Below are 26390 nucleotides of genomic sequence, written 5' to 3' on the forward strand. Positions count from 1 at the left end.
ATGAGACTGGCGGAGATCGATCAGTACCTCAGCAGCAGCATTCCCAGCCAGGCCACAGGCTGGCGGCGCTTCGTGCTGGAGTTCCTCATGTTCGGCCTCAAGGAGGCGCGTTGCTGCCTGTTTGCAGGGCTGTTCTTTGCGGCCGTGTTCCTGATGCCGCGTGCCGGTCTGTTCGGTATTCCACGCTACGACGCCTTGCTGCTCTTCGCCCTGCTGGTACAGGTGTGGATGGTGTCGACCCGCATCGAGACCATCGCCGAACTCAAGGCCATCAGCGTCTTCCATGTGGTCGGCTTTGCGCTGGAGGTGTTCAAGACATCGGGGGCGATCCAGTCGTGGAGTTATCCTGACTTCGCCTATACCAAGCTGTTCGGGGTGCCGCTGTTCTCAGGCTTCATGTATGCCGCCGTGGGCAGCTACATCATCCAGGCCTGGCGGCTGTTCGACTTGCGCATCCAGCATCATCCCCCGTACTGGATGGCGACCCTGATCGCCTTGCTGATTTACGTCAATTTCTTTACGCATCACTACATCGGCGACTACCGCTGGTACCTGGCGGCTTGCGCACTGGGCCTGTATGCCCGCTCCACGGTGCTGTTCCGTCCGCTGGACCGCGATCGCAAGATGCCGCTGCTGCTGGCGTTCCTGCTGATCGGATTCTTCATCTGGCTGGCCGAGAACATCAGCACCTTCTTCGGCATCTGGCGTTATCCCAACCAGATGGGAGCCTGGTCCACCGTGCACCTGGGCAAATGGAGCGCCTGGTCGCTTTTGGTCATGATGACCTTTACCATCGTGGTGCATCTCAAGCATATCCGCAGCAAAATTCATATCGCCCACTAAGGGGCTGCTGCCACCCTCAAGGAAATCCCATGAAAATCGAACTCCGTTTCTTCGCCAGCGTGCGCGAAGCCCTGCAGACCTCGCAAGAAATCATCGAGCTGCCCGCCACCGTCAAGACCGTCGGCGACGTGCGTGCCTTCCTCATCGGGCGGGGTGGCATCTGGGCCGAGGTGCTCGGACCGGAAAAGAACCTGCGCATGGCCTACGACCATGAAATGACCGAGGCCGATACCGAGATCGTCGATGGCGGCGAAGTGGCCTTCTTCCCGCCCGTGACCGGAGGCTGAGGTGAGCTCCCGCCGCGATCCCGTAGCCGGCACCATTGCGCACTACAGCAGCAACGCCGAGAGCTTCCGCGAAGGGACCTGGGATCATGACGTCAGCCAGAACATGGCGGCCCTGCTCGATGCCTTGCACGCCAGGGCGGGAGAGGCGGGGCAGGGTCCGTTCACGATCCTCGATGTCGGCTGTGGCCCGGGACGCGACCTGATCGAATTCACCCGGCGCGGCCACGTTGCGGTGGGCCTGGACGGTACCGCCGAATTCGTCGAGATGGCGCGGGCGGCCAGTGGCTGCGAAGTCTTGCACCAGGACTTCCTGCAGTTGGATCTGCCGCTGGCGCGCTTTGACGGCATCTTTGCCAATGCCTCGCTGTTCCATGTGCCGGCGGCCCATTTGCCGCGCGTGCTGGGGCAGTTGCACGCCAGCCTGAAGCCGGGTGGCATCCTCTTCAGTTCCAATCCGCGCGGCAATGACCTGGAAGGCTGGAGCGGTCCGCGTTATGGCGTCTGGCACAGCCTGGAAGGCTGGCGTCGCTACCTGCAGCCTGCAGGCTTCGTTGAATTGCGGCATTATTACCGCCCTGACGGTCTGCCGCGCGAGCAGCAGCCGTGGCTGGCCAGCGTCTGGCAGAAGACGGAAGACCCGCAGCCAGCGGGCTGAGAACGGATATTCGGCATGCCGGATTCTTTGGGAGGAGACCAGGCCTGCGCCAAACAGGTCTGCGGAGGGGGTGCAAAAGACATCGTTCAATGAAGCGATGCGCATTCATCCACACCTGTAGAAGGATCTATCTTGATTTCGACGCATCTGGCCGCCTGGGCGGCCCAGGACACGCAATTGCTGCTGGTGACGCTGGCCGCACTGGTCACCATCGTGGTGCTGATCAGTTTCTTGTCCATCGCTCCTTTCCTGTCCATCCTCATCGGCACCTTCGTGGCCGGCATCGGCGCCGGCCTGCCGCTGGAAGACATCGCCAAAGCCTTCAGCAAAGGGGCCGGCAGCCTGCTCGGCGAAGCCGGCATCATCATCGCGCTGGGCGCCATGCTGGGGGCGCTCATGGCCGAATCGGGCGCAGCCGACCGCATCGTCAACACGCTGCTGCGCTATGCGCGCGGCAGCATCATCCCCTGGATGATGGCGCTGGTAGCGCTGGTGGTCGGCCTGCCGCTGTTCTTTGAAGTGGGGCTGGTGATGATGGCCCCGATCATCTTCGTCATGGCGCGTCGTTCGGAACTGCCAATCATGCGCGTGGCCATTCCCGCGCTGGCCGGCATGACCACCTTGCACGCGCTGTTGCCGCCGCACCCGGGCCCGCTGATCGCCGTGTCCGCGCTGCATGCCGACCTGGGCACGACCATGCTGCTGGGCTTCCTCGTGGCCATTCCGGCGGTGATCATTGCCGGTCCCCTGTACGGCAACTTCATCGCGCCGCGCCTGAACCTGGCCGAACCGGACCAGATCGGCAAACTCTTCAGCGCCCGTGAAGGCCAGTCGCAGCCCAGCTTCCTGGTGGCGCTGGTGACCATCCTGCTGCCGGTGGTGCTGATGCTGGGCCGCACCGTGGCGCGGATCTGGGTCACGCCCAAGACCGAGCTGTTTGAAATGCTCAATTTCTTCGGTGAACCCATCATTGCACTGACCGTGACGGTGCTCTTTGCCGTGGTGGTACTGGGCTGGGGGCAGGGCAGCAGCCGCTTTGAAGTCGGCGCCACCCTGCGCCGCGCCTTGCCGCCCATCGCCGGTCTTCTGCTGACCATCGGCGCGGGTGGCGGACTGAAGCAGACCCTGCTGTCGGCCGGTATCAGCGACACCATCACCAAGATCGCCGATGGCACCCACATGCCGCTGATCCTGCTGGCCTGGATCATCGCCGTGGCGCTGCGCCAGGCTACCGGTTCGGCCACTGTCGCAACGACTGCTACGGCCGGTATCGTAGCGCCCTTGGTAGCTGGCCTCTCTGCGACCCACAATTCGCTCATGGCGCTGGCCATTGGTGCCGGCTCGGTGTTCTTCTGCCACGTCAATGACGCCGGCTTCTGGATGGTCAAGGAATACTTCGGCCTGAACCTGAAGCAGACCCTGGCCACCTGGTCGGTGATCCAGACGATCGTCTCGTTGATCGGGCTGGGCATGACGCTGCTGCTATGGGGACTGCTGGTCTGATCCTGCTGCACTCGCGGGCGGGCTGGCGCTGGTAGAATCGCAGCCTGCATTCATTTCCTGTTGAACCATGCCCGTTCGCGTCCAGACTGCCGATTTCGATCTCTCCACTGAAGTGGCGCAGTTGCGCCTGGCCAATCCGCGCGTCGGCGCAGTCGTCAGTTTCGTAGGCACCGTGCGCGATCTGAATGAAGGTGCCGCGGTCTCGGCGATGGAGCTGGAACACTATCCGGCCATGACCGAGCGTGCCCTGGAGCAGATCGTGGAACAAGCCAAGGCACGTTGGCCCATCTTCGATGCACTGGTGATCCATCGCGTCGGTCCCATGCAGCCGCGCGAGCAGATCGTGCTGGTGGCGGTGACGTCGCCCCATCGCGGTGAAGCCTTTGCCGCCTGCGAATTCATCATGGATTACCTCAAGACCCAGGCCCCGTTCTGGAAGAAAGAGCAAACGCCTGACGGTGCCCGCTGGGTCGATGCCCGCGAGAGCGACGACACGGCGCTGGCCAAGTGGGCGCAATAAAGCAGCATCGCCCGGGACGCTGATCCGGGCGACGCCATCAACGGCACACAGGGGGATTTTCGTCTTGCCATTCACTTTCCGTTTTCCCCGCATCCCGGGTTTGCCCACGACAGCCACGGCACCGTTCTGTCCTTCCGAAGTCGCCGGTACCGTCAACGTGCCGCGCGGCGCTTCGGTCTGGCAGAAGCTGCGTATTTACGTCGGCCCCGGTCTGCTGGTCTCGATCGGCTACATGGATCCGGGCAACTGGGCTACGTCCATCCAGGCGGGTTCGCAGTTCGGTTATCAGCTGCTGTTCGTGGTGATGCTTTCCAGCCTCTCCGCCATCGTGCTGCAATGCCTGTGCGCGCGGCTGGGCATCGCTACCGGCAAGGACCTGGCAGTGCATTCGCGCGAGCACTATCCGCCGGCCGTGGGCAAGGGCATGTGGGTGCTGGCCGAACTTTCCATCATCGCCTGCGACCTGGCCGAGGTGCTGGGCTGCGCGCTGGCCTTCAACCTGCTGTTGGGGGTGTCGCTGCCGGTGGGCGTGCTGCTGACAGCGCTGGACACGCTCATCGTGCTGGGATTGAAGGGAAGGGGATTCCGCCAGGTGGAGGCCATCATCCTGGGCCTGGTCATCACCATCGCTGCCTGCCTGCTGGCGCAGCTGGCCTTCGTCAAGGCGGACTGGCATGAGGTGATGCAGGGCTTTGTCCCCTCGCTGCAGGCCATCTCCAGCCGAGAGCCGCTGTACCTGGCCATCGGCATCATCGGTGCCACGGTGATGCCGCACAACCTGTACCTGCATTCCTCCATCGTCCAGACCCGCAGCGTGCAGCGCGATCCGGCGTCGCTGCTGGAGGCGGTGCGCTACACGCGGGTCGATACCACGGTGTCGCTGCTGATCGCCATGGTGATCAACGCCACCATCCTGATCCTGGCGGCCTCGGCCTTTCACAAGAGCGGCAATACGCAGGTGGCCGAGCTGGATCAGGCCTACCACCTGCTGGATCCGATCACCGGGTCGGCCATGGCGGCCATTTTGTTTGGCGTGGGCTTGTTCGCTTCCGGACAGAGTTCGACCTTCACCGGCACCATTGCCGGACAGGTCATCATGGAAGGTTTCCTCAAGCTGAAGATTCCCTGCTGGCAGCGCCGCGTCATCACCCGCGCGCTGGCCCTGGTGCCCGCGTTGATCGGCGTGCTCACCCTGGGACCGCATTCGGTAGGCAAGCTGCTGGTCGCCAGCCAGGTCGTGCTGTCGCTTCAGCTGCCCTTTGCCATGTATCCGCTGATCCGCCTCACCAGCCGCCGCGACCTGATGGGCGACCTGGTCAATCGCTGGTGGGTGAGCGCGTTGGCCTGGCTGCTTTTCGTGACCATTTCGGCAGCCAATGTGTGGTTGGTGTGGCAGGTGTTTGCGGAGTAGCAAAAAGCCATTTCCACATCAAACTATCACTATTAGCCAATTTTTTGCGGCTAATAGTGATATTGAAGTGTGGAAATGAAGATTTTTCGCTCAATTTCAATTGAGGCTGTCTTGCAGAATTCCCCCGCGCGGATTGACTGGGCTGCCATCAACCCGAAAGCGCTCTGAATGGACAAACGCTTCAAACCCCTGAGCGCCATCGAGCAGATGGAAGACCGCCGCGCACTCTTCGATGAACTGGCCGCCGATCCCACCTTGCTGGTGCCGGCGGTGGTTCGCAAGATTCGCACCACCTTGCGCCTGACCATCGCCGAATATGCCAAGGTGTACGGCGTATCGGCCCGTACCCTGCAGGACATTGAACGCGGTCAATCCAGTCCCACCCTGGCCACGGCCGACAAGCTGCTCAAGCCGGTCGGCATGTGCGTCGGGGCCGTGATGCGCAAGCGCCCATGAAAAAAGGCGACCTGGCGACGGGTCGCAAAAAAGGCGACCCGTCGCCAGGTCGCCTCATCGTTTCATCTCACTGCAACGTCATCAATTCTTCGCTACCGCCTGCTGCTTGCCGCTGCCCGGCTCCAGCACCACCGTGCAGGTCAGTCCCGAGGCCAGCAAGACGTTTTCCGGCACCTTGTCCAGGTGGATGCGTACCGGGATGCGCTGGGCCAGGCGGACCCAGTTGAAGGTCGGGTTGACGTCGGCCGTCAGTTCGCGGCTCTGCGGGTTGTCGCGGTCATAGATGCCGCGGGCGATGCTGTCCACATGACCTTCCATGGAAGCGCCGTTGATCAGCTGGATCTTGGCGCGGTCGCCGATGGACAAGAGCGGCAGCTTGGTCTCTTCGAAGTAGGCATAGACCCAGAAAGAGTGGCTGTCGATCACCGCGATCTTGGCTGCACCGGCCGCTGCATAATCGCCCCGGCGCACGCTCAGGTTGGTGATGTAGCCATCCACGGGCGAGTAGACCTTGGTGCGTTCCAGGTTCAGCTTGGCCGTATCCCGCTGCGACAACGCTGCCTGGTACTGCGCCTGCGCCCCTTGGAATTGGGCCTGCGCAGCTTCCAGCTGGGCTTGCGAGGCGGTGACCTGGCTGCCGGCATCTTCACGGGCTTCCCGCGAGACCACCAGCGCATCCACGTCGGCGCGGCGGCGGGCTTGCGCACGGCGCATGTTCAGGTCGGCCCGGCGCGCTTCCACTTCCGCCTTGCGCACGTCCAGATCGGCCTTGCGCGCCGTGACGGCAGCCTCCGCCTGCTGCAGCGCCAGCGTGTAGCGGGCCGGGTCGATTTCCATCAGCAGGTCGCCTTTCTTGACCAGCTGGTTGTCGCGCACCGGCAAGGCCACCACCTGGCCCGACACATCGGGGGCGATATTGACCACGTCGGCGCGTACGCGGCCGTCACGGGTCCAGGGGGAATGCATGTAGTGCTGCCATAGGCTCCAGGCCAGCAGGATGGCCAGCAAGAAAATGGCCGTGGTGATGAGAACGCGGAAGATCGATTTGACCGGCATGATGAACTACTCCTGATTGTTTCTTTATCTTTTCGTAAGGGATGGGCTCGCAAGGCAGTGTGCCGGGCTAGCGATACACCGCCAGCCCCAGCAAGGCCGCCAGGCAGACGAACAGGCTGACCCGGAACAAGGCGGGGTGCCAGGTCAGCTCGTAGAAGCCGAAGCGCACCAGCACGCGGTCGGCCAACATGGCCAGCACGGCGGCCACCACGGCCAGCAGCAGGACGGTCGGAATATAGGCGTCGAAGAAGGAAATCTCACGTGGCATGGCGGGCTCCCGTTGTGTTGTTCTGGCCCCCGGCGCGCATGGTGTGCAGCGGTGATTGCTCGTCCAGCAGGGCGGTACGGATGAAGTGCAGGTAACTCAAGGTGCGTTGCAGGCGATGGCGTTCGTTGCGCTCGCGGTAATGGGGGCCGATCGCGGTCTGGACCTCGGTGATGGTGGCATCGTTGGCCGCCAGCGCCGTGGCCAGGGTCTCAGGCGACGGCCGGGCAAAGAGCGCCGGGATGGCTTCGCGCAGCCGGTCCAGGGCGGCGTAGGCCGAGGGCGGCAAGAGATCCGGCGTTTCAGTACGGATGCCGTGCAATTCGCTGCGCAGTTCGATGATGGCGTGGCCCACCTCCAGCGTGGCAAACATCCAGCCCAGTGCCTTCTGGCGCAGCAGGGGACGGCTGCTGGTGAACATGGTGATCTGGTGCATCAGGTCGCGGGTGCCGCTCTCGAACTTCAAGGCCAGATGGGCCAGCTTGCCGAAGCAGGCATCGACCACCTGCTTGCGCAACTGCTTTTCGAGCACGCGCACGGTCCAGTCGGTGGTGGGCGGCAAGAGCAGCATGAAGGCGACCGCTGTCACGATGAGCGACACCACCAGCGCCACCGACTCGTTCAGGTAACCGGCCGCATTGAAGTGTGCAAAATTGTCCGGCACCGCCAGGAAGGGGAAGAAAATGCAGATCCCCAGGCCGTAACCTGCATAGGCGGGACGCGTGGTCAGGTAGACGGCCAGCATCAGCACCGGCATCAGCGCGCTGGCCAGCATCCAGTAGCCATCCAGGCGCGGCAGGATGTGGAAGGTGTAGACGTAGCCGGCGACCGCAGCAAAGAGCACGCCGATGGCCACCGTGCGGGTCGCCTTGGCCGGATCGGGCGCGGCCGAGGTGATGGCGCAGAAGGCGGCGGCATTGAGCACGGCCACGTCGCCGCTGGGCCAGCCGCTGACGATCCAGAAAGCGGCCAGGGCCAGCATCACGATGGCGGCGCGGGCACCGGCGATCAAGGCGGTGGTCATGCTGGTCTTGGGCGCATAGGAGTGCTCCCATTGCTCGCGCTCGTGATGGCGCTGGGTCAGCGAGGCATAGGTCAGCGTGTAGGCGTGCAGTTCCTCGATGACGCGATAAAGCAGTTCGGAGGCCGTATCGAAGTCCAGCATGGCGCTGTCGCTTTGGCACTGTTCGGACAGCGTATGGCGCGTGGCCCGCACGCGGCGCGGCAGTTCACGCTTGTAGGCATCCAGCTTCAGGGCCGCATCGGCGGCGTCCAGCGCGCTCATGACCGGTTCGCCGCTGGCGCGGGTGAGCAGGGGTTGCACTTCGCGGTAGTAGGGGGAAATGGCCTCGATCACCACGCGGGCACTCGCGGCCGGGTTGGCATGCAGGCGGTTCATCAACTGGTGCAGCGCGTGCACGCGTGTCGACAAGGCCATGAACTCGCTGTTCATGCGCGAGAGGCGGCCACTGCGCAGGCGCACTTCGGGATCCTCGAAGATGGCCGAGCTGCGCATGGCTTCCAGGCCGATGATGTCGCCCACGAAGCGCGCATTGGTCGCTTCGAGCTGCTTGCGGTCGGCGGTGCCGCCCAGTGTCGCGCTGATCAGGTCGACGAAAGCGGTGAAGCGGCCACGGATGATGCGCACCAGTCCGGGGGCGCTGGCCTGCGGGAACACCAATGCGCTGACCAGGCCCACGCAGACGATGCCAACCATGATCTCGCTGACCCGCGTCATCACCGAATCGAAGGTGACGGCAGGGTGCAGGGCCGAGGGCAGGCCGATCAGCGCCACCGTATAGCCTGAGAGCACGAAGCCATAGGAACGGAAGTTGCGGTTGTGGGCCGAGCCCACGGTACACAGCCCGATCCACAGGGCCGAGGCCAGCAGGAACAGTTCCGGGGTCTGGGCAAACAGGCCGACGAAGACCACCACGGCAGCCGAGCCAACCAGGGTACCGATGACCCGGTAAAAGCTCTTGGCCAGGATCATCCCGCTTTGTGGCTGCATGACGATGAACACCGTGATCAATGCCGAGCGTGGCGACTCCAGGTCCAGGCCATAACCGATGCCCAGCGCCAGCAAGCCGGCGAAGACCATCTTGAAGACATAGACCCAGGTCGGCGCATCGCTGCGCCACCAGTCGGTGGCTGCCTCGCGCAGCTGTGCCTTCAGGGAAAGGGCAGGGGTGTTCATTTTGCCGCCACCTTGGCCGGTGCTTCATCCTCGATGCCGCCGCCCAGTGCGGTCTGCAGGGCCGCAAAGGCGGCCAGGCGCTGTGCCTGCAATTGCTGCACGATCTGCTGCTGGCGCAGCCATTGGGTCTGCGCATGCAGGATGTTGAGATAGTCGGTCAGGCCACGCTGGTAGGCACGGGTGGCGATGTCGACGTTCTTCTGCGCGGCCTGCACCGATTCCTGCGCCTGCTTCTGCTGGCGTGCCACCGACTGCAGGGTCACGACCTGGTCGGCGATGCCTTTCAAGGCTTGCGAGAGCAGGGCATTGTAGTGCTCCACCTCGATGTCGTAGCCGGCACTGGCCGCACCCAGCTGGCCGCGCAGGCGTCCGCCCTCGAAGATGGGTAGCGAGATCGCCGGGCCGTAGGTAGTCTGCAGGTTGGGGGCTGAGAGGAACGAGAACAGCCCGCCACCGGCGGCGGCCGGGCCGATGCCGGCCAGCAGGTTGATGTTGGGGTAGAAGGCCGCCTTGGCCACCGAGATGCCCTTGGCGGCCGCCTCCACGCGCCAGCGGGCGGCGCTGATGTCAGGGCGGCGGCCCACCAGGTCGGCCGGCAGTGCGCTGGGCAGGCCCAGGGCGGTCTGCAATTGCATGGCCGGCCGCGTGATGCCCTCGGCGGCACCGGGGCCGGCACCGAGCAGCGCGGCCAGCTGATTGCGGATCAGGGCAATGTTTTCCTGCAGGGCTTCGATCTGGCGGCGGGTCTCCGGCAAGGGAGATTCGGCCTGGGTGATTTCCAGCTGGGTACCGAGCCCGCCCTTGAAGCGGCGCTGCGCCAGGTCGAGGATCTTCTGTTCTTCCTTGAGCATGGCTTCGGTGTTGTCCAGCAGGCCGTACTGCAGCGCCAGCTGCACGTAGGTGCGTACCACATTGCCTTCCAGGTCGAGCTGGGCGGCACGCGCGTCGGCGGCCACGGCATGCATTTCATCCTCGGCGCGCAGGGTGGCGTTCTTGTTGCGGTCCCACAGGTCGACGTTGTAGGAGAGACCCAGGGTCGCGGTGTTGTTCCAGGTCAGCTTGTCGCGGAAGGCCGCGCCGTAATAGACGTTGTCGGACCAGTCCTTGCGGCCCACCGACACATCCAGCTGGGCGCTGGGCAGTTCACCGGCATGGGCGACGACCGCCATCGACTGTGCCTGGCGCACGCGGGCAGCTGCCACGGCCATGCTGGGGTTGCCGGCCACGGCCCGGGTCACCAGCTGGTTCAGTTGCGCATCGCCATACGCTTGCCACCAGGCGCGCTCCGGCCAGCCGGCTTCGCTGGCGGCCTGGCGGATGGCCTGGCCGGCGTCGAGCACGGCCACGTCGTGCACCTGTGCCTGCGGCTGGATGCCGCCTTGGTCGGCGCAACCGGCCATTGTCAGCGAGAGCGCAACGACGGTCAGCGCGGGCAGCTTTGAAAAGGCGATACGTGTCATGGAATTACCCAAAAAATGTGCAAATATCAGAAGTAACGTATTCTATTTTGTAATTATTTCCAAAAAAATACGGTATTCCGCAAAGGTTTATATCAGATGCAGCAACAATCATTGCTTCGTTCTGGGTAACAATGCTGGCATGGCGCATTGCGCCTGTTGCAGGCAGTCCTGGTTGGTGGACGCCTGCACCTTGTTACAGAGATAGGAACAATAGGATGGATACCCTGCAAAACATGCGCGTCTTCGCGCGCGTCGTGGAAGCCGGCAGTTTCACCCAGGCAGCCCAGCAAATGAGCCTGACCACGGCGCACGTCTCGCGGGCCGTGGCTGATCTGGAGCGGCATCTGCGCACCCGGCTGATGAACCGTACCACGCGCCGCATTGCCCTGACCGAAGCGGGCGAGCGATATTTGCTGCGTTGCCAGCAGATCATGGCCTATGTCGATGAGGCCGAGGCCGAAGCCAGCGCCGCCTACGTCAAGCCCTCCGGCCGCCTGCGCATCCATGCCATGACCAGCCTGGGCCAGCGCTATGTCATCCCGTCCATTTCCGGCTACCACAAGCGCTACCCGGATGTGGCCGTGGAACTGACCCTGGCCCAGCGCATCCCGGACATGCTCGAAGAAGGCTATGACGTCTCCCTGGTGGTGGCGCGCGAGCTGCCGGACTCGGGCCTGATCTACCGCCAGCTCGGCAGTACCTTCAGCCTGCTGTGTGCCTCGCCGGCTTACCTGGACAAATACGGCGTGCCGCAGCAGCCCGCCGACCTGGGTAATCACGCCTGCCTGCAACTGGTCAGTCCCATTTCACCGCTGGTGGAGTGGGTGTTGGAAGGGCCTGACGGCGAGGCGGTCGTCGCCGTCAGGAGCAATTTCCAGGTCAACGTGGCCGAGGCCATGCTCACCGCCATCCGCGAGGGCATGGGCATCGGCGTGCTGCCCATCTATTCGGCCGTGGATGCCTTGCGCGCCGGTACCATCGTGCGGGTGCTGCCGCAGCATCGCTTGCAGACCATGGGGGTCTATGCGCTGTATCCTTCGCGGCAGTACCTGGATGCCAAGATCAGCACCTGGGTGGACTGGATGCACGAAACAGTGGACCGGACCTTGCAGGAAGACCATCAGGCGCTGGCACGCCTGGGCAGCCTGCGTGAAGAAATGCAGGGCCTGGCCGCGCGCAGCGGGCCGCTGGCCTGATCAATCGGGGGGAATGTGATGGGATGGCTGGCGGTCGGGATGGGAGCAGCACTGGGTGCCTGGTTGCGCTGGCGCATCTCCGTGGTGTGGAATGTGGACGGGCACTTCGTGCCGCTGGGGACCCTGGCGGCCAACTGGATCGGCGCCTATGTGATCGGCTTCATGGTGGCCTATTTCGAGCAGCATCCTGCGCTGGCACCGGAATGGCGGCTGTTTGCCGTGACTGGCGTGCTGGGCGGGCTGACCACCTTCTCGACCTTCTCCGCCGAGTCCATGATCCTGCTGCAACGGGGCGATTACCTGTGGGCCATCGGGCATTCGGGGCTGCATCTGCTGGGCTCCATCGTGCTCTGCGTTGCCGGGTTTGCAAGCTATCGTGCCTTGGCTGGATGACTATTTTGGCCGACATGATGCAGATCAAAACAGACGGCACGATCATTGCTTGAAAATCGCAGGCGCTGGCCCAACTTTCATCTCATTGAAAAATTGGAGCGAACCATGCGTCTCGACAAACTCACCACCAAATTGCAGGAAGCCCTGGCTGACGCGCAATCCCAAGCCGTCGGCCACGACAATCAATATATCGAACCCGTTCACCTCATCCTGGCCCTGCTGAACCAGGACGACGGCGGTGCGCGCTCGCTGCTGCAGCGCGCCGGCGTGAATGTGAACGGTCTTTCCACCGCCTTGCAGGCCGCCGTCAAGCGCCTGCCGCAGGTCTCCGGCAACGGCGGCGAGGTGCAGGTTGGCCGCGAGCTGGTGGCCCTGCTCAACCTGGCCGACAAGGAAGCACAAAAGCATGGCGACCAGTTCGTCGCCAGTGAAATGGTGCTGCTGGGCCTGGCCGACGACAAGTCCGATGCCGGTCGCGCCGCCCGTGAAAACGGACTCACCCGCAAGTCGCTGGAAGCAGCCATCAAGGCCGTGCGCGGCGGTGCTTCCGTGTCTTCCCAACAGGACGAAGGCCAGCGTGAAGCCCTCAAAAAGTACACACTGGACCTGACCGAGCGCGCCCGCGCCGGCAAGCTCGATCCGGTGATCGGCCGCGACGATGAAATTCGCCGCGCCATCCAGGTGTTGCAACGGCGCAGCAAGAACAATCCGGTGCTCATCGGCGAACCCGGCGTGGGCAAGACCGCCATCGTGGAAGGCCTGGCCCAGCGCATCGTCAATGGTGAAGTGCCGGACAGCCTGAAGTCCAAGCGCGTGCTGTCGCTGGACATGGCGGCCCTGTTGGCCGGTGCCAAGTATCGCGGCGAATTCGAGGAACGCCTGAAAGCCGTCCTGAAGGAAATCGCCCAGGACGAAGGCCAGACCATCGTCTTCATCGATGAGCTGCACACCATGGTCGGTGCCGGCAAGGCCGAAGGCGCCATGGATGCCGGCAACATGTTGAAGCCGGCCCTGGCCCGCGGCGAACTGCACTGCGTGGGCGCCACCACCCTGGATGAATACCGCCAGTACATCGAAAAGGATGCGGCCCTTGAGCGCCGCTTCCAGAAGATCCTGGTCGACGAGCCCAGCGTGGAAGCCACCATCGCCATCCTGCGTGGTTTGCAGGAAAAATATGAAGTGCACCATGGCGTGGACATCACCGACCCGGCCATCGTGGCCGCTGCCGAGCTGTCGCACCGCTACATCACCGATCGCTTCCTGCCGGACAAGGCCATCGACCTGATCGACGAAGCCGCTTCCAAGATCAAGATCGAAATCGACTCCAAGCCGGAAGTCATGGACAAGCTCGACCGCCGCCTGATCCAGCTCAAGATCGAACGCGAAGCCGTCAAGCGCGAGAAGGACGAAGCCTCGCAGAAGCGCCTGCAGCTGATCGAGGAAGAAATCGAGAAGCTCGAGCGGGAATACGCCGACCTCGAAGAAATCTGGAAAGCCGAGAAATCGACTGCCCAGGGCGGCCAGCAGTTGAAGGAAGAAATCGAGAAGGTGCGCCTGCAGATGGAAGAGGCCACCCGCAAGAGCGACTGGCAGAAGGTGTCCGAGCTGAAGTACGGCAAGCTGGCCGAACTTGAAGCGGCACTGGAGGTGCAGAACAAGAAGGATGCCGCCGGCGTCAAGAGCGAGAAGCCCAAGCTGGTCCGCACCCAGGTAGGTGCCGAGGAAATTGCCGAGATCGTCGCGCGCGCCACCGGTATCCCGGTCTCGCGCATGATGCAGGGTGAGCGCGAAAAACTGCTGCATATGGAAGACGTGCTGCATGAACGCGTGGTGGGCCAGGACGAAGCCATCGTGGCGGTGTCCGACGCCATCCGCCGTTCGCGCGCCGGTCTGGGCGACCCCAGCAAGCCGTATGGCTCCTTCATGTTCCTGGGCCCCACGGGCGTGGGCAAGACCGAGCTGTGCAAGGCGCTGGCCTCCTACCTCTTCGATACCGAAGAAGCCATGATCCGCATCGACATGAGCGAGTTCATGGAGAAGCATTCGGTGGCCCGCCTGATCGGCGCCCCGCCGGGCTATGTCGGCTACGAAGAAGGCGGTTACCTGACCGAAGCCGTGCGGCGCAAGCCTTACAGCGTGATCCTGCTCGATGAAATCGAGAAGGCGCACCCGGATGTCTTCAACGTGCTGCTGCAGGTGCTGGACGACGGCCGCATGACCGATGGCCAGGGCCGTACCGTGGACTTCAAGAATACCGTGAGCGTGATGACCTCCAACCTGGGTTCGCACAAGATCCAGAGCATGGAAGACAGCGATCCGGCACTGGTGAAGCTGGCGGTGATGGCCGAGGTGCGCACGCATTTCCGCCCGGAATTCATCAACCGGGTGGATGAAATCGTGGTCTTCCACGCGCTGGACGCCAAGAACATCGGCGCCATCGCCAAGATCCAGCTGCGTATCCTGGAACAACGCCTGGCCAAGCTCGATATCGGCCTGAACATCAGCGAAGCCGGCTTGCAGAAGATCGCCGAGGCTGGTTTCGATCCGGTCTATGGCGCTCGTCCTTTGAAGCGTGCCATCCAGCAGGAGATCGAAAATCCGCTCTCCAAGCAGATCCTGGCAGGCAAGTTCGGCCCCAAGGATGTGGTGCAGGTCGACGTGCAGAACGGGCAACTGGCCTTCAGCAAGGCCTGATCGGCCGGGCAGGTGAAGCGGCGGAACATGTGTTCATGTTCCGCCGCTTTTTTACGTCGTTTGTGGAAAGGAAGTGCAGGCCACGGCCCGTGTTGCGTTCATGCGTTCGCAAAAGTTGCAATATATTTAATATAATTGACGAATTTTCACTAAACTGCGCCCGGCGTGGATCCCGGTTCGTTTGGCGGCTGCGCTTTCTTTCGCCGCATTGCAAAAAACCTCCCCAAGAGAAGGGGAATGTGATATTTACTTCACCCAAGGGGGACGCGCCACAACCATAAAAGATCGGTGCGCCATCGACAAGGGGCGCAAGCCCGGCCAGCAATCGCCAGGTGGTACCGGATTGCCTGGCAGCAAGGGATTCATGGTTCATTCGGCGATAAAGGGTCTGGGTGTGACGCAAAGAAGCAGGGGTTCATGGCACGGCAGGGGGCGATTCTGAAGCAATCGTCCTTGCAACGGCTATTCATCTTGCCGTTCATTTTCCTGATGGTCTGTCTGGTGCTGACCATCGGCTGGTTTCTCTATCGGGCAGGCGATGACGCCACCGAGGTACTGGCGCGCAATGCCCTGACCGAAGTGATGGGCCGCGTGAGCCAGGCCATCACCCGGCAGACCATGGGCGCGCGCGAAACCTTGAATGTGGTGGCGCCACAGCCGGTGCCGCCGGCCGAGGCGGGCCAGGCACCGGCCAACCTGCCTTTCCCCAAGAGCCGCAAGGAGCTCGAAGAGCGCCTGTGGCTGGCCAATTCGCTCTTCGATGAGCCCAGCTACGTCTACTTCGGCGGCGCCGACGGCAGCTTCCTGGGCATCAAGCAGGAGCAGCCCAGCGTCTTCATGTACAGCGTGCGTGAGCCGGGGCAGAAGAACTTCGTCTATTACCTGCGCGGGCCCGGTACCGAAATGAAACTGGTCGCCGAGCAGGACTACGAGCCGCGCAAGCGCCCCTGGTACGTGCAGGCGGTGCAGCAGGGCCGCGAGACCTGGTCGCCGGTGTATATCGATTACCGGGTCAAGAACATCGTCGGCATCAATCTCTCCAAGCCCATCTTCGATGCCGACGGCGCCCTGCTGGGCGTGGCCAACAGCAGCATCGGGCTGCAGCAGCTCACGACCTTGCTGCACCAGGTGCCGCTGTCGGCCAACGGGGTGGCCTTCGTCACCGAGATGAAGGGCGACATGGTGGCCACTTCCCTGGATGAACCCATCTACCAGGCCGGCGAGCAGGGCGGCGAACCGCTACGGCTCAATGCCAGCCAGAGCAGGTCGCCTCTGGTGCAGCAGGCGTACGACGAAGTGCGGCGCTATCTCGGCGCGCACAGCCCCGAGCCCGACAAGCTGGTCCTGCTCGGTTCGCGCAGCCAGGGCAGCAAGATCGAAGTGGCGTTCCGCCTGCATCGCGATCCCGCCGGACTCGAATGGCTGGCCATCAGCACGGCGCCGCGCTCGGACTTCCTGGGCTCGGTCACCAGCGGCGTCTACCAGACGCTCATTTTGGGCTTGCTGGCGGTGTGCCTGACCTTCGTGATCGGTTTCCTGCTGCTGCGCTGGGTGCTGCGCGATATCCGCAAGCTGACCCTGGCGGCCAAGAGCATCGGCAACGGCAGTCCGTTCCCGACGCTCAATATCGATCGCAACGATGAAATCGGCCAGCTGGCGCAAAGTTTCGTGGAAATGGAGCGCAACCTGCGCACCGACCGCCTCACCAATGTCCTGAACCGTGATTCGCTGATCGCGCAGATCGATTTCCGCCGCCGCAACAGTTCGCAGGCCGTACCGCTGCATTTCGCCTTGCTCTTCATCGACCTGGATCGCTTCAAGGCGGTCAATGACGAATACGGCCATGACGAGGGCGACAAGGTTCTGGTCGCCATTGCCGAGCGTTTGCAGCACAGCCTGCGCCACGACGATTCGGTGGCGCGCTTTGGTGGGGACGAATTCGTGGTCTACCTGCACGGTGTGACCGAGATGGAAGTGGCCCGCAGCATCGCCGACAAGATCCGCCATGCGGTCAACAAGCCCATCGAAGGGCGGGATGGCCAGCAGTACACGGTCGATGCCTCGGTGGGGGTGTCGCTCTATCCGGACGACGGGCTGGACGTGGAAACCTTGCTGCGGGTGGCCGATTCACGTATGTTCGACCAGAAGCGCCTGCATCGCATCCTGTCGGTGTGATTTGCCTTCAGCTGCCCCACCCACCATCGAACGCCCGGAGAACCCCATGACCCTTGCCAGCTTTGCCACCTGCGACCTGTGCGACGCCAATGAAGACAAGCTGGCCGCCGGCACGCTGCACGTGCTGCCGCCCATCTTCGCGTCCTTCGGCCGCAAGCAGGCCTTCGCCGGTCCGGCGCGCACGCTCAAGGTCTTCGAAGACAACGTGCTGGTGCGCAAAACCCTGGAAACGCCTGGCAATGGCGACGTACTGGTGGTCGATGGCGGCGGCAGCCTGCGCTGCGCCCTGGTCGGCGGCAACCTGGCACAACTGGCCCAGGACAACGGCTGGGCCGGCATCCTGGTCAATGGCTGCGTACGCGATGCAGCTGAACTCAATGCCTGCGAGGTCGGCATCCGGGCGCTGGCGACCCATCCCCAGCGCAGCTTCCGCAAGGGCGCGGGGGATGCGGATATCAAGGTCGGCATTGCCGGCGTGGCCGTGCATCCGGGCGACTGGATCTATGCCGACGTGGATGGGGTGCTGGTCTCGCGCACCGCGCTTTGAGCGTTTTCCTTCACCTTCGAGAGCAAACTCCCAAGCCCGCCGCGTGCGGGCTTTTGTTTGGGCATCGAGAGCCGCTCAGTCTGCGGGCTTGCGCAGCACCCGGTCGATGGCCTCGGTCTGGCTGACAATTTCCTTCAAATCCTGGTTCAGCAGGCTGGTACGGCGGCGCAGGTTGTCCCAGCCGGACCAGGCGCTGGCCTCGGCCGGCACTGGTTCCGGCGTGACCGGGCCGATCAGTTCGATCTTGCCTGACAGGGCCTTGTCCTCAGCCGCCTCGGGCGACACCACCACGGCACCGCCCCGTTTTCTCGGCTTGGGTGCCAGCAGGCGCTGGGCTTCTGCCAGGTGCTGGCTGGCTTCCAGGTAGGTCTCCTCGATCAGCCTGGCCACCGCGCTTTGGGGCATGTTTTCCTGATGCCGCCGCAGCATCAGGCGCAAGGCGGCGATATGGGCGGCCACCAGGTAGTTCTGCACGATGAAGCGGTTCAGCTCACGGACCGCGCGCTGCTTGGTGGCTGGTTCATCCATCATGCGCACCAGCGCCGAGATGAGCGCGGCCAGGCTGTCCATGAAGCCCTTGCGGCAGACCCGGTAGAAGAAGTCATCCTTGACCTTGCCCTCCAGCAGGTCGCGGCTGGCGGTGAGATAGCGCTGGCTGGACTTGAGCACGTTGCGCAGCAGCTTGGGCAGGTCGCGATACTCCCAGGCCGGCAGCACGTAGCTGAACACGGTGGCGATCACGACGCCGATGAGGGTATCGATGAGCCGCTCGCCGATCACGCCCTGGTGGCCGGCCGGCACCAGCAGGTTGAGCAGCATCAGGATCTGCACCGAGGCGGCAATGGCGGTGTAGCGGTACTTGATGTAGGTAAAGGCGGGGGCTGCCACGCTGGCCGCAAACAGCACCGCCAGCTGGCCCAGCGGGTTGTGCACGAAGCGCAGGATCAGCATGGTGATCAGGCAGCCGATCACGGTGCCGATCAGGCGGTCTGCCATGCGCTGCTTGGTGGCGCTGAAATTGGGCTTCAGGATGATGACGATGGTCAGCACGATCCAGTAGCCGTGCGCCATGTAGGGCAGCAGCCCGGCAATCCACAGGCCCGTGGTCACCGCCAGCGCCACCCGGATGGCAAAGCGGAAGATCGGCGACTGCCAGCGCAGGTTCACCAGCAGCATGTTGAACTTGAATTTCTGCTGGGTCAGGAAGGGCGTCATGTCCGAACCCGGCAGGATGGGCAGCGGATCGACCGGATTTTGCGTGGCCTGGTGCACCTGGCCGATGAATTCGATGATGTCGCGGATCTTGTTGTAGGTCACGCGCAGCAGGGTGAGCGCTTCCTGCGAGGCCTGGCGCGGACCGGGCTGGGCCAGTTCCTGCATCTCGAACTGCACCGCGCGCAGCTCGGCCTTGTAGTTCACGCTGGGTTCGGAAGCCTTTTTGCGGGTGATCGCGTAGGCGATCGATTCGATATCCTGTGCTGCCTTGGTGGCCAGGTCGCGCAGGAAGATCATCACATCGGTCTCGCCGAAGTGCTGGCGCAGGAAGGCGTAATCGGCGTGGGTGGAGAGCACCTGTTCATACAGCTCCAGCATCGACAGGTGCACCTGCACCAGCAGGCCATCCTGCTTGGTATGCAGGTCTCGCAGGATCAGGTCGCGCGAGGCCTGCTGCTTGTCGGCCACCACGATCTGCTGGCGCACCAATTGGTTGAACTGGCTGGCCAGGTCATGCTTGACGTCATAGAAATCAGCCTTGATGCGCAGGTAGCGCGCCAGCTCGAAGAGCGCTTCGGCCAGCACCTGCTGCTTGATGCGGCGGCGCAGGAACCACGATACCGCCATCGAATAAGCCAGGTAGCCCAGCCCGCCGCCCAGGAAGAGGCCGGCATGCAGGAAGGCATCGGCGATGGGGACCTGGTTTTCCATCGACAGCGTCATCACCATGAGTGCCGCGAACTGCAGCGGCATGGTCTTCTTGCCATAGACCACCATCATGCTGGCGAAGAAACTCACCACCACCATCATCGCGCTGACCAGCCACGGCACCGGCGCACAGAGGCTGATGACCAGCATGACCACCGTGCAGAGCAGCACCCCCGCCAGCATCTCGTTGAACTTGTGGCGCAGCGGGCTGGGCAGGTCCATCAGGCTGGTACAGAGCGCACCGAGGAAGACCGTCATCGTGGTCGGCATGTCAGCCACGTTGAACACCAGGAGGGTCAGGCCGACCACCCCGATCGCGATCCGCACACCCGTATAGAAATAATGACTGAAGAGGAAGGTGCGAATGTCCAGGGCGTAATGCATGTAGACGGGACGGCGTTGCATCGCCGCTTTGGAATGAGTTAGGCGCTTATTCTCTGCCTTCTTTTGCATTTAGACAACCGGACCGCATCATGAAGATAAAAGCAGTTCTGGCGGCAGAAAGATGACGGGAAAAGCGTGCTTCAGGGACTTCGGCGGGGCAGCTGCTGCTGTAGATGCTTTCACCAAAGTTCGCTTTCTTATGAACGAAGTGCGTGCAAGAGGTTTCATTTCTTCGTTTTTTTACGATACGAAATCGTCGTTTCGTATTGTGAAAAACGCCGGTGCGCTGCATCAAAATTGTTTTTCATTCTCCGGATTTTCGTTTCGTATCGCAAAATCATGAATATAAGTGTCTGTTTTTATTGATATAAAAATTTTACAGATATCTTATATAAGACATTGTTGCTCTGCTTCGCCAGGCCTACTATGAAGTCATGGAATCAACGATTTCATCCGGTTTCAAGCCACTTCATATTGACCAACAAGGAGATCCACATGAGCACACGTGAACAGCAAATCCAGGCCCTGGAACGCGATTGGGCAGAGAACCCGCGCTGGAAGGGCATCAAGCGCAACTACAGCGCTGCCGACGTGGTCCGCCTGCGCGGCTCGCTGCAAATCGAGCACACCCTGGCCAAGCGCGGTGCCGACAAGCTCTGGAACCTGGTCCACAACGAACCCTTCGTCAACGCCCTGGGCGCACTGACCGGCAACCAGGCCATGCAGCAGGTGAAGGCCGGCCTGAAGGCCATCTACCTGTCCGGCTGGCAAGTGGCCGGCGATGCCAACCTGGCCGGTGAGATGTATCCCGACCAGTCGCTGTACCCGGCCAACTCGGTGCCGATGGTGGTCAAGCGCATCAACAACACCTTCGCCCGCGCCGACCAGATCCAGTGGTCCGAAGGCCGTGACGACATCGACTTCTTCGCGCCCATCGTGGCCGATGCCGAAGCCGGTTTCGGTGGTGTCTTGAATGCCTTCGAACTGATGAAGTCGATGATCGAAGCCGGTGCCGCCGGCGTGCACTTCGAAGACCAGCTGGCCTCGGTCAAGAAGTGCGGCCACATGGGTGGCAAGGTGCTGGTGCCGACCCGCGAAGCCTGTGAGAAGCTCAACGCCGCCCGCCTGGCTGCCGACGTCATGGGCACCAAGACCCTGGTGATCGCCCGTACCGATGCCGAAGCCGCCGACCTGCTGACTTCCGACGTGGATGCCAACGACAAGCCCTTCCTGTCGGGCGAGCGTACCGTGGAAGGCTTCTTCAAGACCCATCCGGGCATCGACCAGGCGATCTCGCGTGGCCTGGCCTATGCCGAGTATGCGGACATGGTCTGGTGCGAAACCGGCAAGCCGGACCTGGCTTTCGCCAAGACCTTCGCCGAAGCCATCCACGCCAAGTTCCCTGGCAAGCTGCTGGCTTACAACTGCTCGCCGTCCTTCAACTGGAAGAAGAACCTGGACGATGCCACCATCGCCAGGTTCCAGCGCGAACTGGGTGCCATGGGCTACAAGTTCCAGTTCATCACGCTGGCCGGTTTCCATGCGCTGAACTACTCGATGTTCAACCTGGCGCACGGCTATGCCCGCAACCAGATGTCGGCCTTCGTGGAGTTGCAGGAAGCCGAATTCGCCGCCGCCTCCAAGGGCTTCACGGCGGTCAAGCACCAGCGCGAAGTCGGCACCGGCTACTTCGACGCCGTGACCCAGGCCATCCAGCAAGGCCAGTCGTCGACCACGGCCCTGCACGGTTCGACCGAAGATGAACAATTCTTCGATGACAAGGCCAAGAAGGCCGCCTGAGCCGAGGTGATGCCGAAGTTTGAGTGAATGTGTGTGATGTAACGCCGGCCCGCATCCTTGCGCGGGCCGGCGGGGAGATCCCCGAACTTGATGCCGCACTCCACAAGAGTGCGGTTTTTTTTTGTCCGTCTCCCGCGATCCAGTCGTCCAGGATCAGGGACGATGCAGGCGGCCGTCGCGCAGTTCGAATACCGTCTGCCCCAGCGCTTCCACATCGGCCGGGTCATGGGTGATGAGCAGCATCGGCACCTGCAGGCGGGTTTGCAGCTCGGCCAGCTCGGCGCGCATGCGCTGGCGCAGGGACAGGTCCAGTGCCGAGAAGGGTTCGTCCAGCAAGAGCATGTCGGGTTCGGCCACCAGTGCGCGCGCCAGCGCCACCCGCTGCCGCTGGCCGCCGGAAATCTGCGACGGGCGGCTGTGGGCGATGGTGTCCAGTTCAAAGGCTTGCAACCATTGGCGCACCGCCGGGTGCTCGGCCGGCCGGCGCAGGTTGACGCTGCCGCGTGCCAGGCCGAAGGCGATGTTTTGCGCCACCGTCAGATGCGGGAAGAGGGCGTAGTCCTGGAACAGGTAGGCGACGTTGCGCTCCTGCACGCGCACATCGATGCCTTGCGTGCTGTCGAAGAGCGTGCGGCCCTGGATGCGGATGTGGCCGCTGTCAGGGCGCATCAAACCGGCGATGGCCTTGAGGGTCAGGCTCTTGCCCGAACCCGAAGGGCCGTAGAGCACGATGCGCTGGCTGTCGGAGGCCAGGGTGATGTCCAGCGAAAAGACGCGATCGGCAGCGCGCAGTTCTTTCTGGAGGTAAAGGTCGACGCTCACGTGTTCGTTCAGGTAGCAGGAGGGAAGGTGAAGCAATCTTACCGGAGCGGCAGCTGGGTGCGGTCCGGCATCAGGCGCCCGGCCACCAGCAACAGCACGATGCAGGTGATTGAGGTCACCACGACCAGGACGGTGGCAGCCCCGTCGTCGCCCGCCTGCACGGCCTCATAGATGGCCACCGACAGGGTTTGCGTGCGTCCCGGCAGGTTGCCGGCCACCATCAAGGTGGCGCCGAATTCCCCCAGGGCACGCGCGAAGGCCAGCAGCACGCCCGCCATGATGCCGCGCGTGGCCAGGGGCAGGCTGACCCGGAAGAATACCCCGGCTTCGGACACGCCCAGCACGCGGGCGGCGTCTTCGAGCTGATGATCGACGCTCTCGAAGGCTGCGCGCGCGGCCTTGAGCACCAGCGGAAAGGCCACCACGGTAGAAGCCAGCACCGCTCCCTGCCAGGTGAAGACCAGCTGGATACCCATGCCCTCCAGCCAAGCCCCGAAGGTGCCGCGTCGGCCGAACAGCACCAGCAGGTAGTAGCCCAGCACGGTCGGCGGCAGTACGAGCGGCAGGGTCAGGATGGAATCGATGAAATCCCGCAGCGGCGAGCGCCAGCGCGAGAGCCCATATGCAGCGGCCACGCCCAGCACCAGGTTGAGCAAAGTCGCCAGTCCAGCGACCTTCAGCGAGAGCAGCAGGGGTGTCCAGACCGGATGCATCAGGCGCGCCGCGGCAAGTGATCAGGGCTTCTGGAAGCCATAGCGAGCCAGCACCGCCTGGCCGCCGGCCGAGAGTACGTGCGCCACGAACTGCGCGGCCAGTACCGGCTGCCTGGTACCGGCGGTCACCGCGATGGGATAGGTGGCCGGGGTGGTGGAGGGGATGCGCAGGGCCACCTTGACCTTGTCCGGCATGACCGCCGCGTCGGTGGCAAAGACGAAGCCGGCGTCGACTTCGCCGCGCGCCACGTAATCCAGGCTGGTGCGCACGTTTTCGGCCATCACGCCCTTGGCTTGCACTTGCGTCCACAGTCCGGCCTGTTCCAGCGCGGCCTTGGTGTAGCGGCCGAAGGGCACGGAGGCCGGATTGCCCAGGGCGATGCGCTGGTAGCCATTGCCGGTAAGGTCCGCCAGCGTCGCCGGTTGCGCTTTGGCGTCATGCGGCACGATGACCACGATCTGGTTGGCGGCGAAATTCTTGCGGGTGGCCGGATCCACGGCTTTTGCGGCGGCGGCCTTGTCCATGGCGGTCTGGTCAGCCGAGGCGAAGACGTCGGCCGGGGCACCGCGCACGATCTGCTGCATGAGGATGTCAGAAGCACCAAAGTTGGTAATGACCTTCGCTCCCGGATGCTGCTGTTCGAAACTTTGTGCCAGTTCCTTGAAGGCATTGGTGAGGCTGGCCGCAGCCGATACCACCAGGTCGGTGGCCTGCGCGGCAGAACTGGCCAACAGCAGCGCAGCGGCGCCAGCGGCACCCAGGGCGGCTTTGAGGCGGGAGGTCTTTGACATCGTGCAGTCCTCGGTCGTGACAAATGAAGAAAAGGGCAAAAAGCAGAAGCCCGGCAAGTCGGCGAAATATACGCAAGGATATAACGAACGTCAATTGCGTGCAGCCGCTTGGCCGCAGTGGACTGCCCGCTAGTACAATCACGCGCATGAATGATTCCAAGACCCTACGAGTGCGCGTGATGCAAGGCGAGACCATCGCCTTCGGCCCGGGGAAGGCCGACCTGCTGCAGGCGATTGCACAGACCGGATCGATTTCCGGGGCGGCGCGCGAGATGGAGATGTCCTATCGCCGCGCCTGGCTGCTGGTGGAGGAAATGAACCGCTGCTTCACCAGCCCGCTGGTGGCGACTGCCACGGGTGGCGCACGCGGGGGCGGGGCGGCAGTCACTGAGCTGGGCCAGGAAGTGCTGGCGCGCTATCGCCGCATGCAGAAGAAGGCGGCGGCCAGCATCGCCGCCGACCTCAGGCATCTGCAGGGCTTGATGAGCACCGCCCATCCGGAGGGCGACGACGACCATGCATGAGCTGTGGATCAAGTACCGGCTGCGGGTACTCAATGCCTGCCGCGTTTCCGAAAACCATTCCATGCTGCTGTGGGGCGCGCTGGCCGGTTTTGTCGGTGCGCTGGCCACGATCGCCTTCCGTGAATGCATCGCCCTGCTGCAGATCTGGCTGACCGGGCATGATGGCAGCTTCGTCGATATCGCCAAGGGGCTGTCCTGGCCGGTGCGGGTGCTGCTGCCAACCTGCGGCGGTGTGATCGCCGGCTTGTTCCTGGTGTGGGCCAAGCGCACCCCGGCCGGCAATGGCGGCGACTACATGGAAGCCGTGGCCATCGGCGATGGCGCCATTCCGGTGCGCAATACGCTGTTGCGCAGCATTTCCTCGCTGGCCTCGATTGCCTCCGGCGGTTCCATCGGCCGTGAGGGGCCGATGGTGCAGCTCTCGGCACTGTGCGCCTCGCTGGTGGGCAAGTTTTCGCACTTTCCTTCATCCCGCCTGCGGCTGCTGGTGGCCTGCGGGGCTGCAGCCGGCATTACCTCGGCCTACAACGCGCCGATTGCGGGCGCTTTCTTCATTACGGAGATTGTCCTCGGCTCGCTGGTGATGGAAAGTTTCGGCCCGGTGGTGGTGGCCTCGGTGGTCGCCAACATCACCATGCGCGAGCTGCCCGGTTATCGCGCCGCCTACGAGATGCCGTATTTCCCCGAGATCGGTGGCTGGGAAGTGCTGCTGTTCGTGGTGCTGGGTGTGCTGGCCGGGATCCTGGCGCCACGATTCCTGCGGGTGCTGGAACTGGGCAAGCAGGGCTTCGGCCAGCTGAAATTGCCGCTGCCGGTGCGCCTGGGCGTGGGCGGGCTGCTGGTCGGGCTGATTTCCATCGAAGTGCCGGAGGTCTGGGGCAATGGCTACAGCCTGGTCAATTCGCTGCTGCATACCACCTGGCTGTGGCAGGCGGTATTGATGGTGCTGGTAGTGAAGGTATTGGCCACGGCCATCACGGTCGGTTCGGGTGCGGTCGGCGGGATCTTCACGCCGACGCTCTTCGTGGGGGCGGCGGTGGGCTACCTGTTCGGGGATGCGGCGCAGGCCTTGCTGCCTTTCCACATGTCGCAGCCCTTCGCCTATGCCATGGTGGGCATGGGTGCCTTCCTGGCGGCCGCCTCCTATGCGCCGCTGATGGCGATCCTGATGATCTTCGAAATGACCCTGAGCTACCAGGTGGTGCTGCCGCTGATGCTCTCCTGCGTGGTGGCCTATGTGGTGGCGCGCAGCACGGACGGGCGCTCGATGTACGAGATCACCCTCAAACGCCACCGCGACAACGAAGAACGGCTGCGCCTGCGCGGTACCCACATGAGCGAACTGATCCGCCCGGCCGAAACGGTGCTGGCCGAGACGGCCAGCCTGGAGGAGGTCAGCGCGCTGTTCCTGAAATACCCGGTCAAGTACGTCTACATCGTCGATGCCCATGAGCGCTACCAGGGCGTGGTGGCCTTGCAGGACATCACTTCCTGGCTGCTGGACAAGAAGGAACCGGCAGGCCGGGTCGCACGGGACTTCCTGCGCCCGCATTTCCTGCATGAAGTCACGCCGGACATGTCGCTGGGCGAGGCGCTGCAGCTGTTCCTGGATCACCAGGGGGAGCGTTTGCCCGTCATCGCCAGCGCTGAAGACCCGCGCCTTTTGGGGGTGGTCTTCAAGACCTCGCTGCTGGACGCCTATTTCCGCCTGGATCGCGCCGGCAACTGAGGGCAGGGGAGAGCCTGCTGACTCCTGCGTTGCAGCTGCTGGCAC

23 protein-coding genes are annotated in these 26390 nt (G+C 63.3%); 15 read left to right on the plus strand and 8 right to left on the minus strand.

What is annotated here, in order from left to right:
- The 7 genes from CEJ45_RS03265 (at position 1) to CEJ45_RS03295 (ending at position 5675) form a co-directional block, all read left to right on the plus strand.
- On the plus strand, positions 1–843 hold the full coding sequence (locus CEJ45_RS03265; protein WP_088753788.1) for a DUF817 domain-containing protein: 843 nt from the start codon (positions 1–3) through the stop codon (positions 841–843).
- Positions 844–872: 29 nt separating this feature from the next.
- On the plus strand, positions 873–1130 hold the full coding sequence (gene moaD, locus CEJ45_RS03270; RefSeq protein ID WP_088753789.1) for a molybdopterin converting factor subunit 1: 258 nt from the start codon (positions 873–875) through the stop codon (positions 1128–1130).
- A 1-nt stretch (position 1131) separates the two neighbouring features.
- The gene (locus CEJ45_RS03275) at positions 1132–1785 is read left to right on the plus strand and encodes a class I SAM-dependent methyltransferase (protein WP_088753790.1); all 654 of its coding nucleotides are present in this window, start codon (positions 1132–1134) and stop codon (positions 1783–1785) included.
- A gap of 132 nt (positions 1786–1917) precedes the next feature.
- Positions 1918–3288 (plus strand): GntT/GntP/DsdX family permease, encoded by a 1371-nt coding sequence (locus CEJ45_RS03280; RefSeq protein ID WP_088753791.1) that lies wholly within the window; start codon positions 1918–1920, stop codon positions 3286–3288.
- A 67-nt stretch (positions 3289–3355) separates the two neighbouring features.
- Positions 3356–3808, plus strand: a complete 453-nt coding sequence (moaE, locus tag CEJ45_RS03285) for a molybdopterin synthase catalytic subunit MoaE (protein WP_088753792.1) — start codon at positions 3356–3358, stop codon at positions 3806–3808.
- A 64-nt stretch (positions 3809–3872) separates the two neighbouring features.
- On the plus strand, positions 3873–5219 hold the full coding sequence (locus CEJ45_RS03290; protein WP_088753793.1) for an Nramp family divalent metal transporter: 1347 nt from the start codon (positions 3873–3875) through the stop codon (positions 5217–5219).
- A gap of 168 nt (positions 5220–5387) precedes the next feature.
- Positions 5388–5675, plus strand: coding sequence for a helix-turn-helix domain-containing protein (locus tag CEJ45_RS03295; protein WP_088753794.1), 288 nt, complete (start codon positions 5388–5390; stop codon positions 5673–5675).
- Between the two features lie 81 nt (positions 5676–5756).
- On the opposite strand, the gene CEJ45_RS03300 is transcribed toward CEJ45_RS03295, so the two are convergent.
- From CEJ45_RS03300 to CEJ45_RS03315, 4 genes are all read right to left on the minus strand, one after another.
- Positions 5757–6731 (minus strand): HlyD family secretion protein, encoded by a 975-nt coding sequence (locus CEJ45_RS03300; protein WP_088753795.1) that lies wholly within the window; start codon positions 6729–6731, stop codon positions 5757–5759.
- A 67-nt stretch (positions 6732–6798) separates the two neighbouring features.
- Positions 6799–6999, minus strand: coding sequence for a DUF1656 domain-containing protein (locus CEJ45_RS03305; protein ID WP_088753796.1), 201 nt, complete (start codon positions 6997–6999; stop codon positions 6799–6801).
- Positions 6989–9193, minus strand: coding sequence for an FUSC family protein (locus CEJ45_RS03310; protein ID WP_088753797.1), 2205 nt, complete (start codon positions 9191–9193; stop codon positions 6989–6991). The genes CEJ45_RS03305 and CEJ45_RS03310 overlap by 11 nt, the downstream gene beginning before the upstream one ends.
- Complete coding sequence (locus CEJ45_RS03315) at positions 9190–10653, minus strand: efflux transporter outer membrane subunit (protein WP_088754025.1); 1464 nt, start codon at positions 10651–10653, stop codon at positions 9190–9192. Before CEJ45_RS03315 ends, CEJ45_RS03310 begins: the two co-directional genes overlap by 4 nt.
- A 215-nt stretch (positions 10654–10868) precedes the next feature.
- Between CEJ45_RS03315 and CEJ45_RS03320 the strand changes: the two genes are divergently transcribed.
- From CEJ45_RS03320 to rraA, 5 genes are all read left to right on the plus strand, one after another.
- Entirely contained in the window at positions 10869–11849 is a 981-nt protein-coding gene (locus CEJ45_RS03320; protein ID WP_088753798.1) for a LysR family transcriptional regulator, read from the plus strand.
- Positions 11850–11867: 18 nt separating this feature from the next.
- Entirely contained in the window at positions 11868–12242 is a 375-nt protein-coding gene (crcB, locus tag CEJ45_RS03325) for a fluoride efflux transporter CrcB (RefSeq protein WP_088753799.1), read from the plus strand.
- A gap of 105 nt (positions 12243–12347) precedes the next feature.
- Positions 12348–14936, plus strand: a complete 2589-nt coding sequence (clpB, locus tag CEJ45_RS03330) for an ATP-dependent chaperone ClpB (protein WP_088753800.1) — start codon at positions 12348–12350, stop codon at positions 14934–14936.
- A gap of 453 nt (positions 14937–15389) precedes the next feature.
- Positions 15390–17111 (plus strand): diguanylate cyclase, encoded by a 1722-nt coding sequence (locus CEJ45_RS03335; protein ID WP_088754026.1) that lies wholly within the window; start codon positions 15390–15392, stop codon positions 17109–17111.
- Positions 17112–17157: 46 nt separating this feature from the next.
- Positions 17158–17658, plus strand: a complete 501-nt coding sequence (gene rraA, locus CEJ45_RS03340) for a ribonuclease E activity regulator RraA (RefSeq protein ID WP_088753801.1) — start codon at positions 17158–17160, stop codon at positions 17656–17658.
- Positions 17659–17733: 75 nt separating this feature from the next.
- Here rraA and CEJ45_RS03345 read toward each other — a convergent pair whose 3' ends face one another.
- Positions 17734–19965: an FUSC family membrane protein gene (locus CEJ45_RS03345; protein ID WP_088754027.1), complete on the minus strand. Its 2232-nt coding sequence runs from the start codon at positions 19963–19965 to the stop codon at positions 17734–17736.
- A 495-nt stretch (positions 19966–20460) separates the two neighbouring features.
- Here CEJ45_RS03345 and aceA point away from each other — a divergent pair, with 495 nt between their 5' ends.
- Positions 20461–21765, plus strand: coding sequence for an isocitrate lyase (aceA, locus tag CEJ45_RS03350; protein ID WP_088753802.1), 1305 nt, complete (start codon positions 20461–20463; stop codon positions 21763–21765).
- Between the two features lie 153 nt (positions 21766–21918).
- On the opposite strand, the gene CEJ45_RS03355 is transcribed toward aceA, so the two are convergent.
- From CEJ45_RS03355 to modA, 3 genes are read right to left on the minus strand one after another with little or no spacing between them, the layout of a single operon-like run.
- On the minus strand, positions 21919–22587 hold the full coding sequence (locus tag CEJ45_RS03355; RefSeq protein ID WP_088753803.1) for an ATP-binding cassette domain-containing protein: 669 nt from the start codon (positions 22585–22587) through the stop codon (positions 21919–21921).
- A 38-nt stretch (positions 22588–22625) separates the two neighbouring features.
- Positions 22626–23300, minus strand: a complete 675-nt coding sequence (gene modB, locus CEJ45_RS03360; protein WP_088753804.1) for a molybdate ABC transporter permease subunit — start codon at positions 23298–23300, stop codon at positions 22626–22628.
- A gap of 21 nt (positions 23301–23321) precedes the next feature.
- Positions 23322–24092, minus strand: coding sequence for a molybdate ABC transporter substrate-binding protein (modA, locus tag CEJ45_RS03365; RefSeq protein ID WP_088753805.1), 771 nt, complete (start codon positions 24090–24092; stop codon positions 23322–23324).
- 146 nt (positions 24093–24238) lie between these two features.
- Between modA and CEJ45_RS03370 the strand changes: the two genes are divergently transcribed.
- Both CEJ45_RS03370 and CEJ45_RS03375 read left to right on the plus strand, forming a co-directional pair.
- Entirely contained in the window at positions 24239–24616 is a 378-nt protein-coding gene (locus CEJ45_RS03370; protein ID WP_088753806.1) for a winged helix-turn-helix domain-containing protein, read from the plus strand.
- Positions 24609–26345, plus strand: a complete 1737-nt coding sequence (locus tag CEJ45_RS03375; RefSeq protein ID WP_088753807.1) for a ClcB-like voltage-gated chloride channel protein — start codon at positions 24609–24611, stop codon at positions 26343–26345. The genes CEJ45_RS03370 and CEJ45_RS03375 overlap by 8 nt, the downstream gene beginning before the upstream one ends.
- The last annotated feature ends 45 nt before the right edge of the window (positions 26346–26390 follow it).

It is taken from the genome of Herbaspirillum aquaticum, assembly GCF_002213425.1.
Taxonomy (GTDB): Bacteria; Pseudomonadota; Gammaproteobacteria; order Burkholderiales; family Burkholderiaceae_D; genus Herbaspirillum; species Herbaspirillum aquaticum.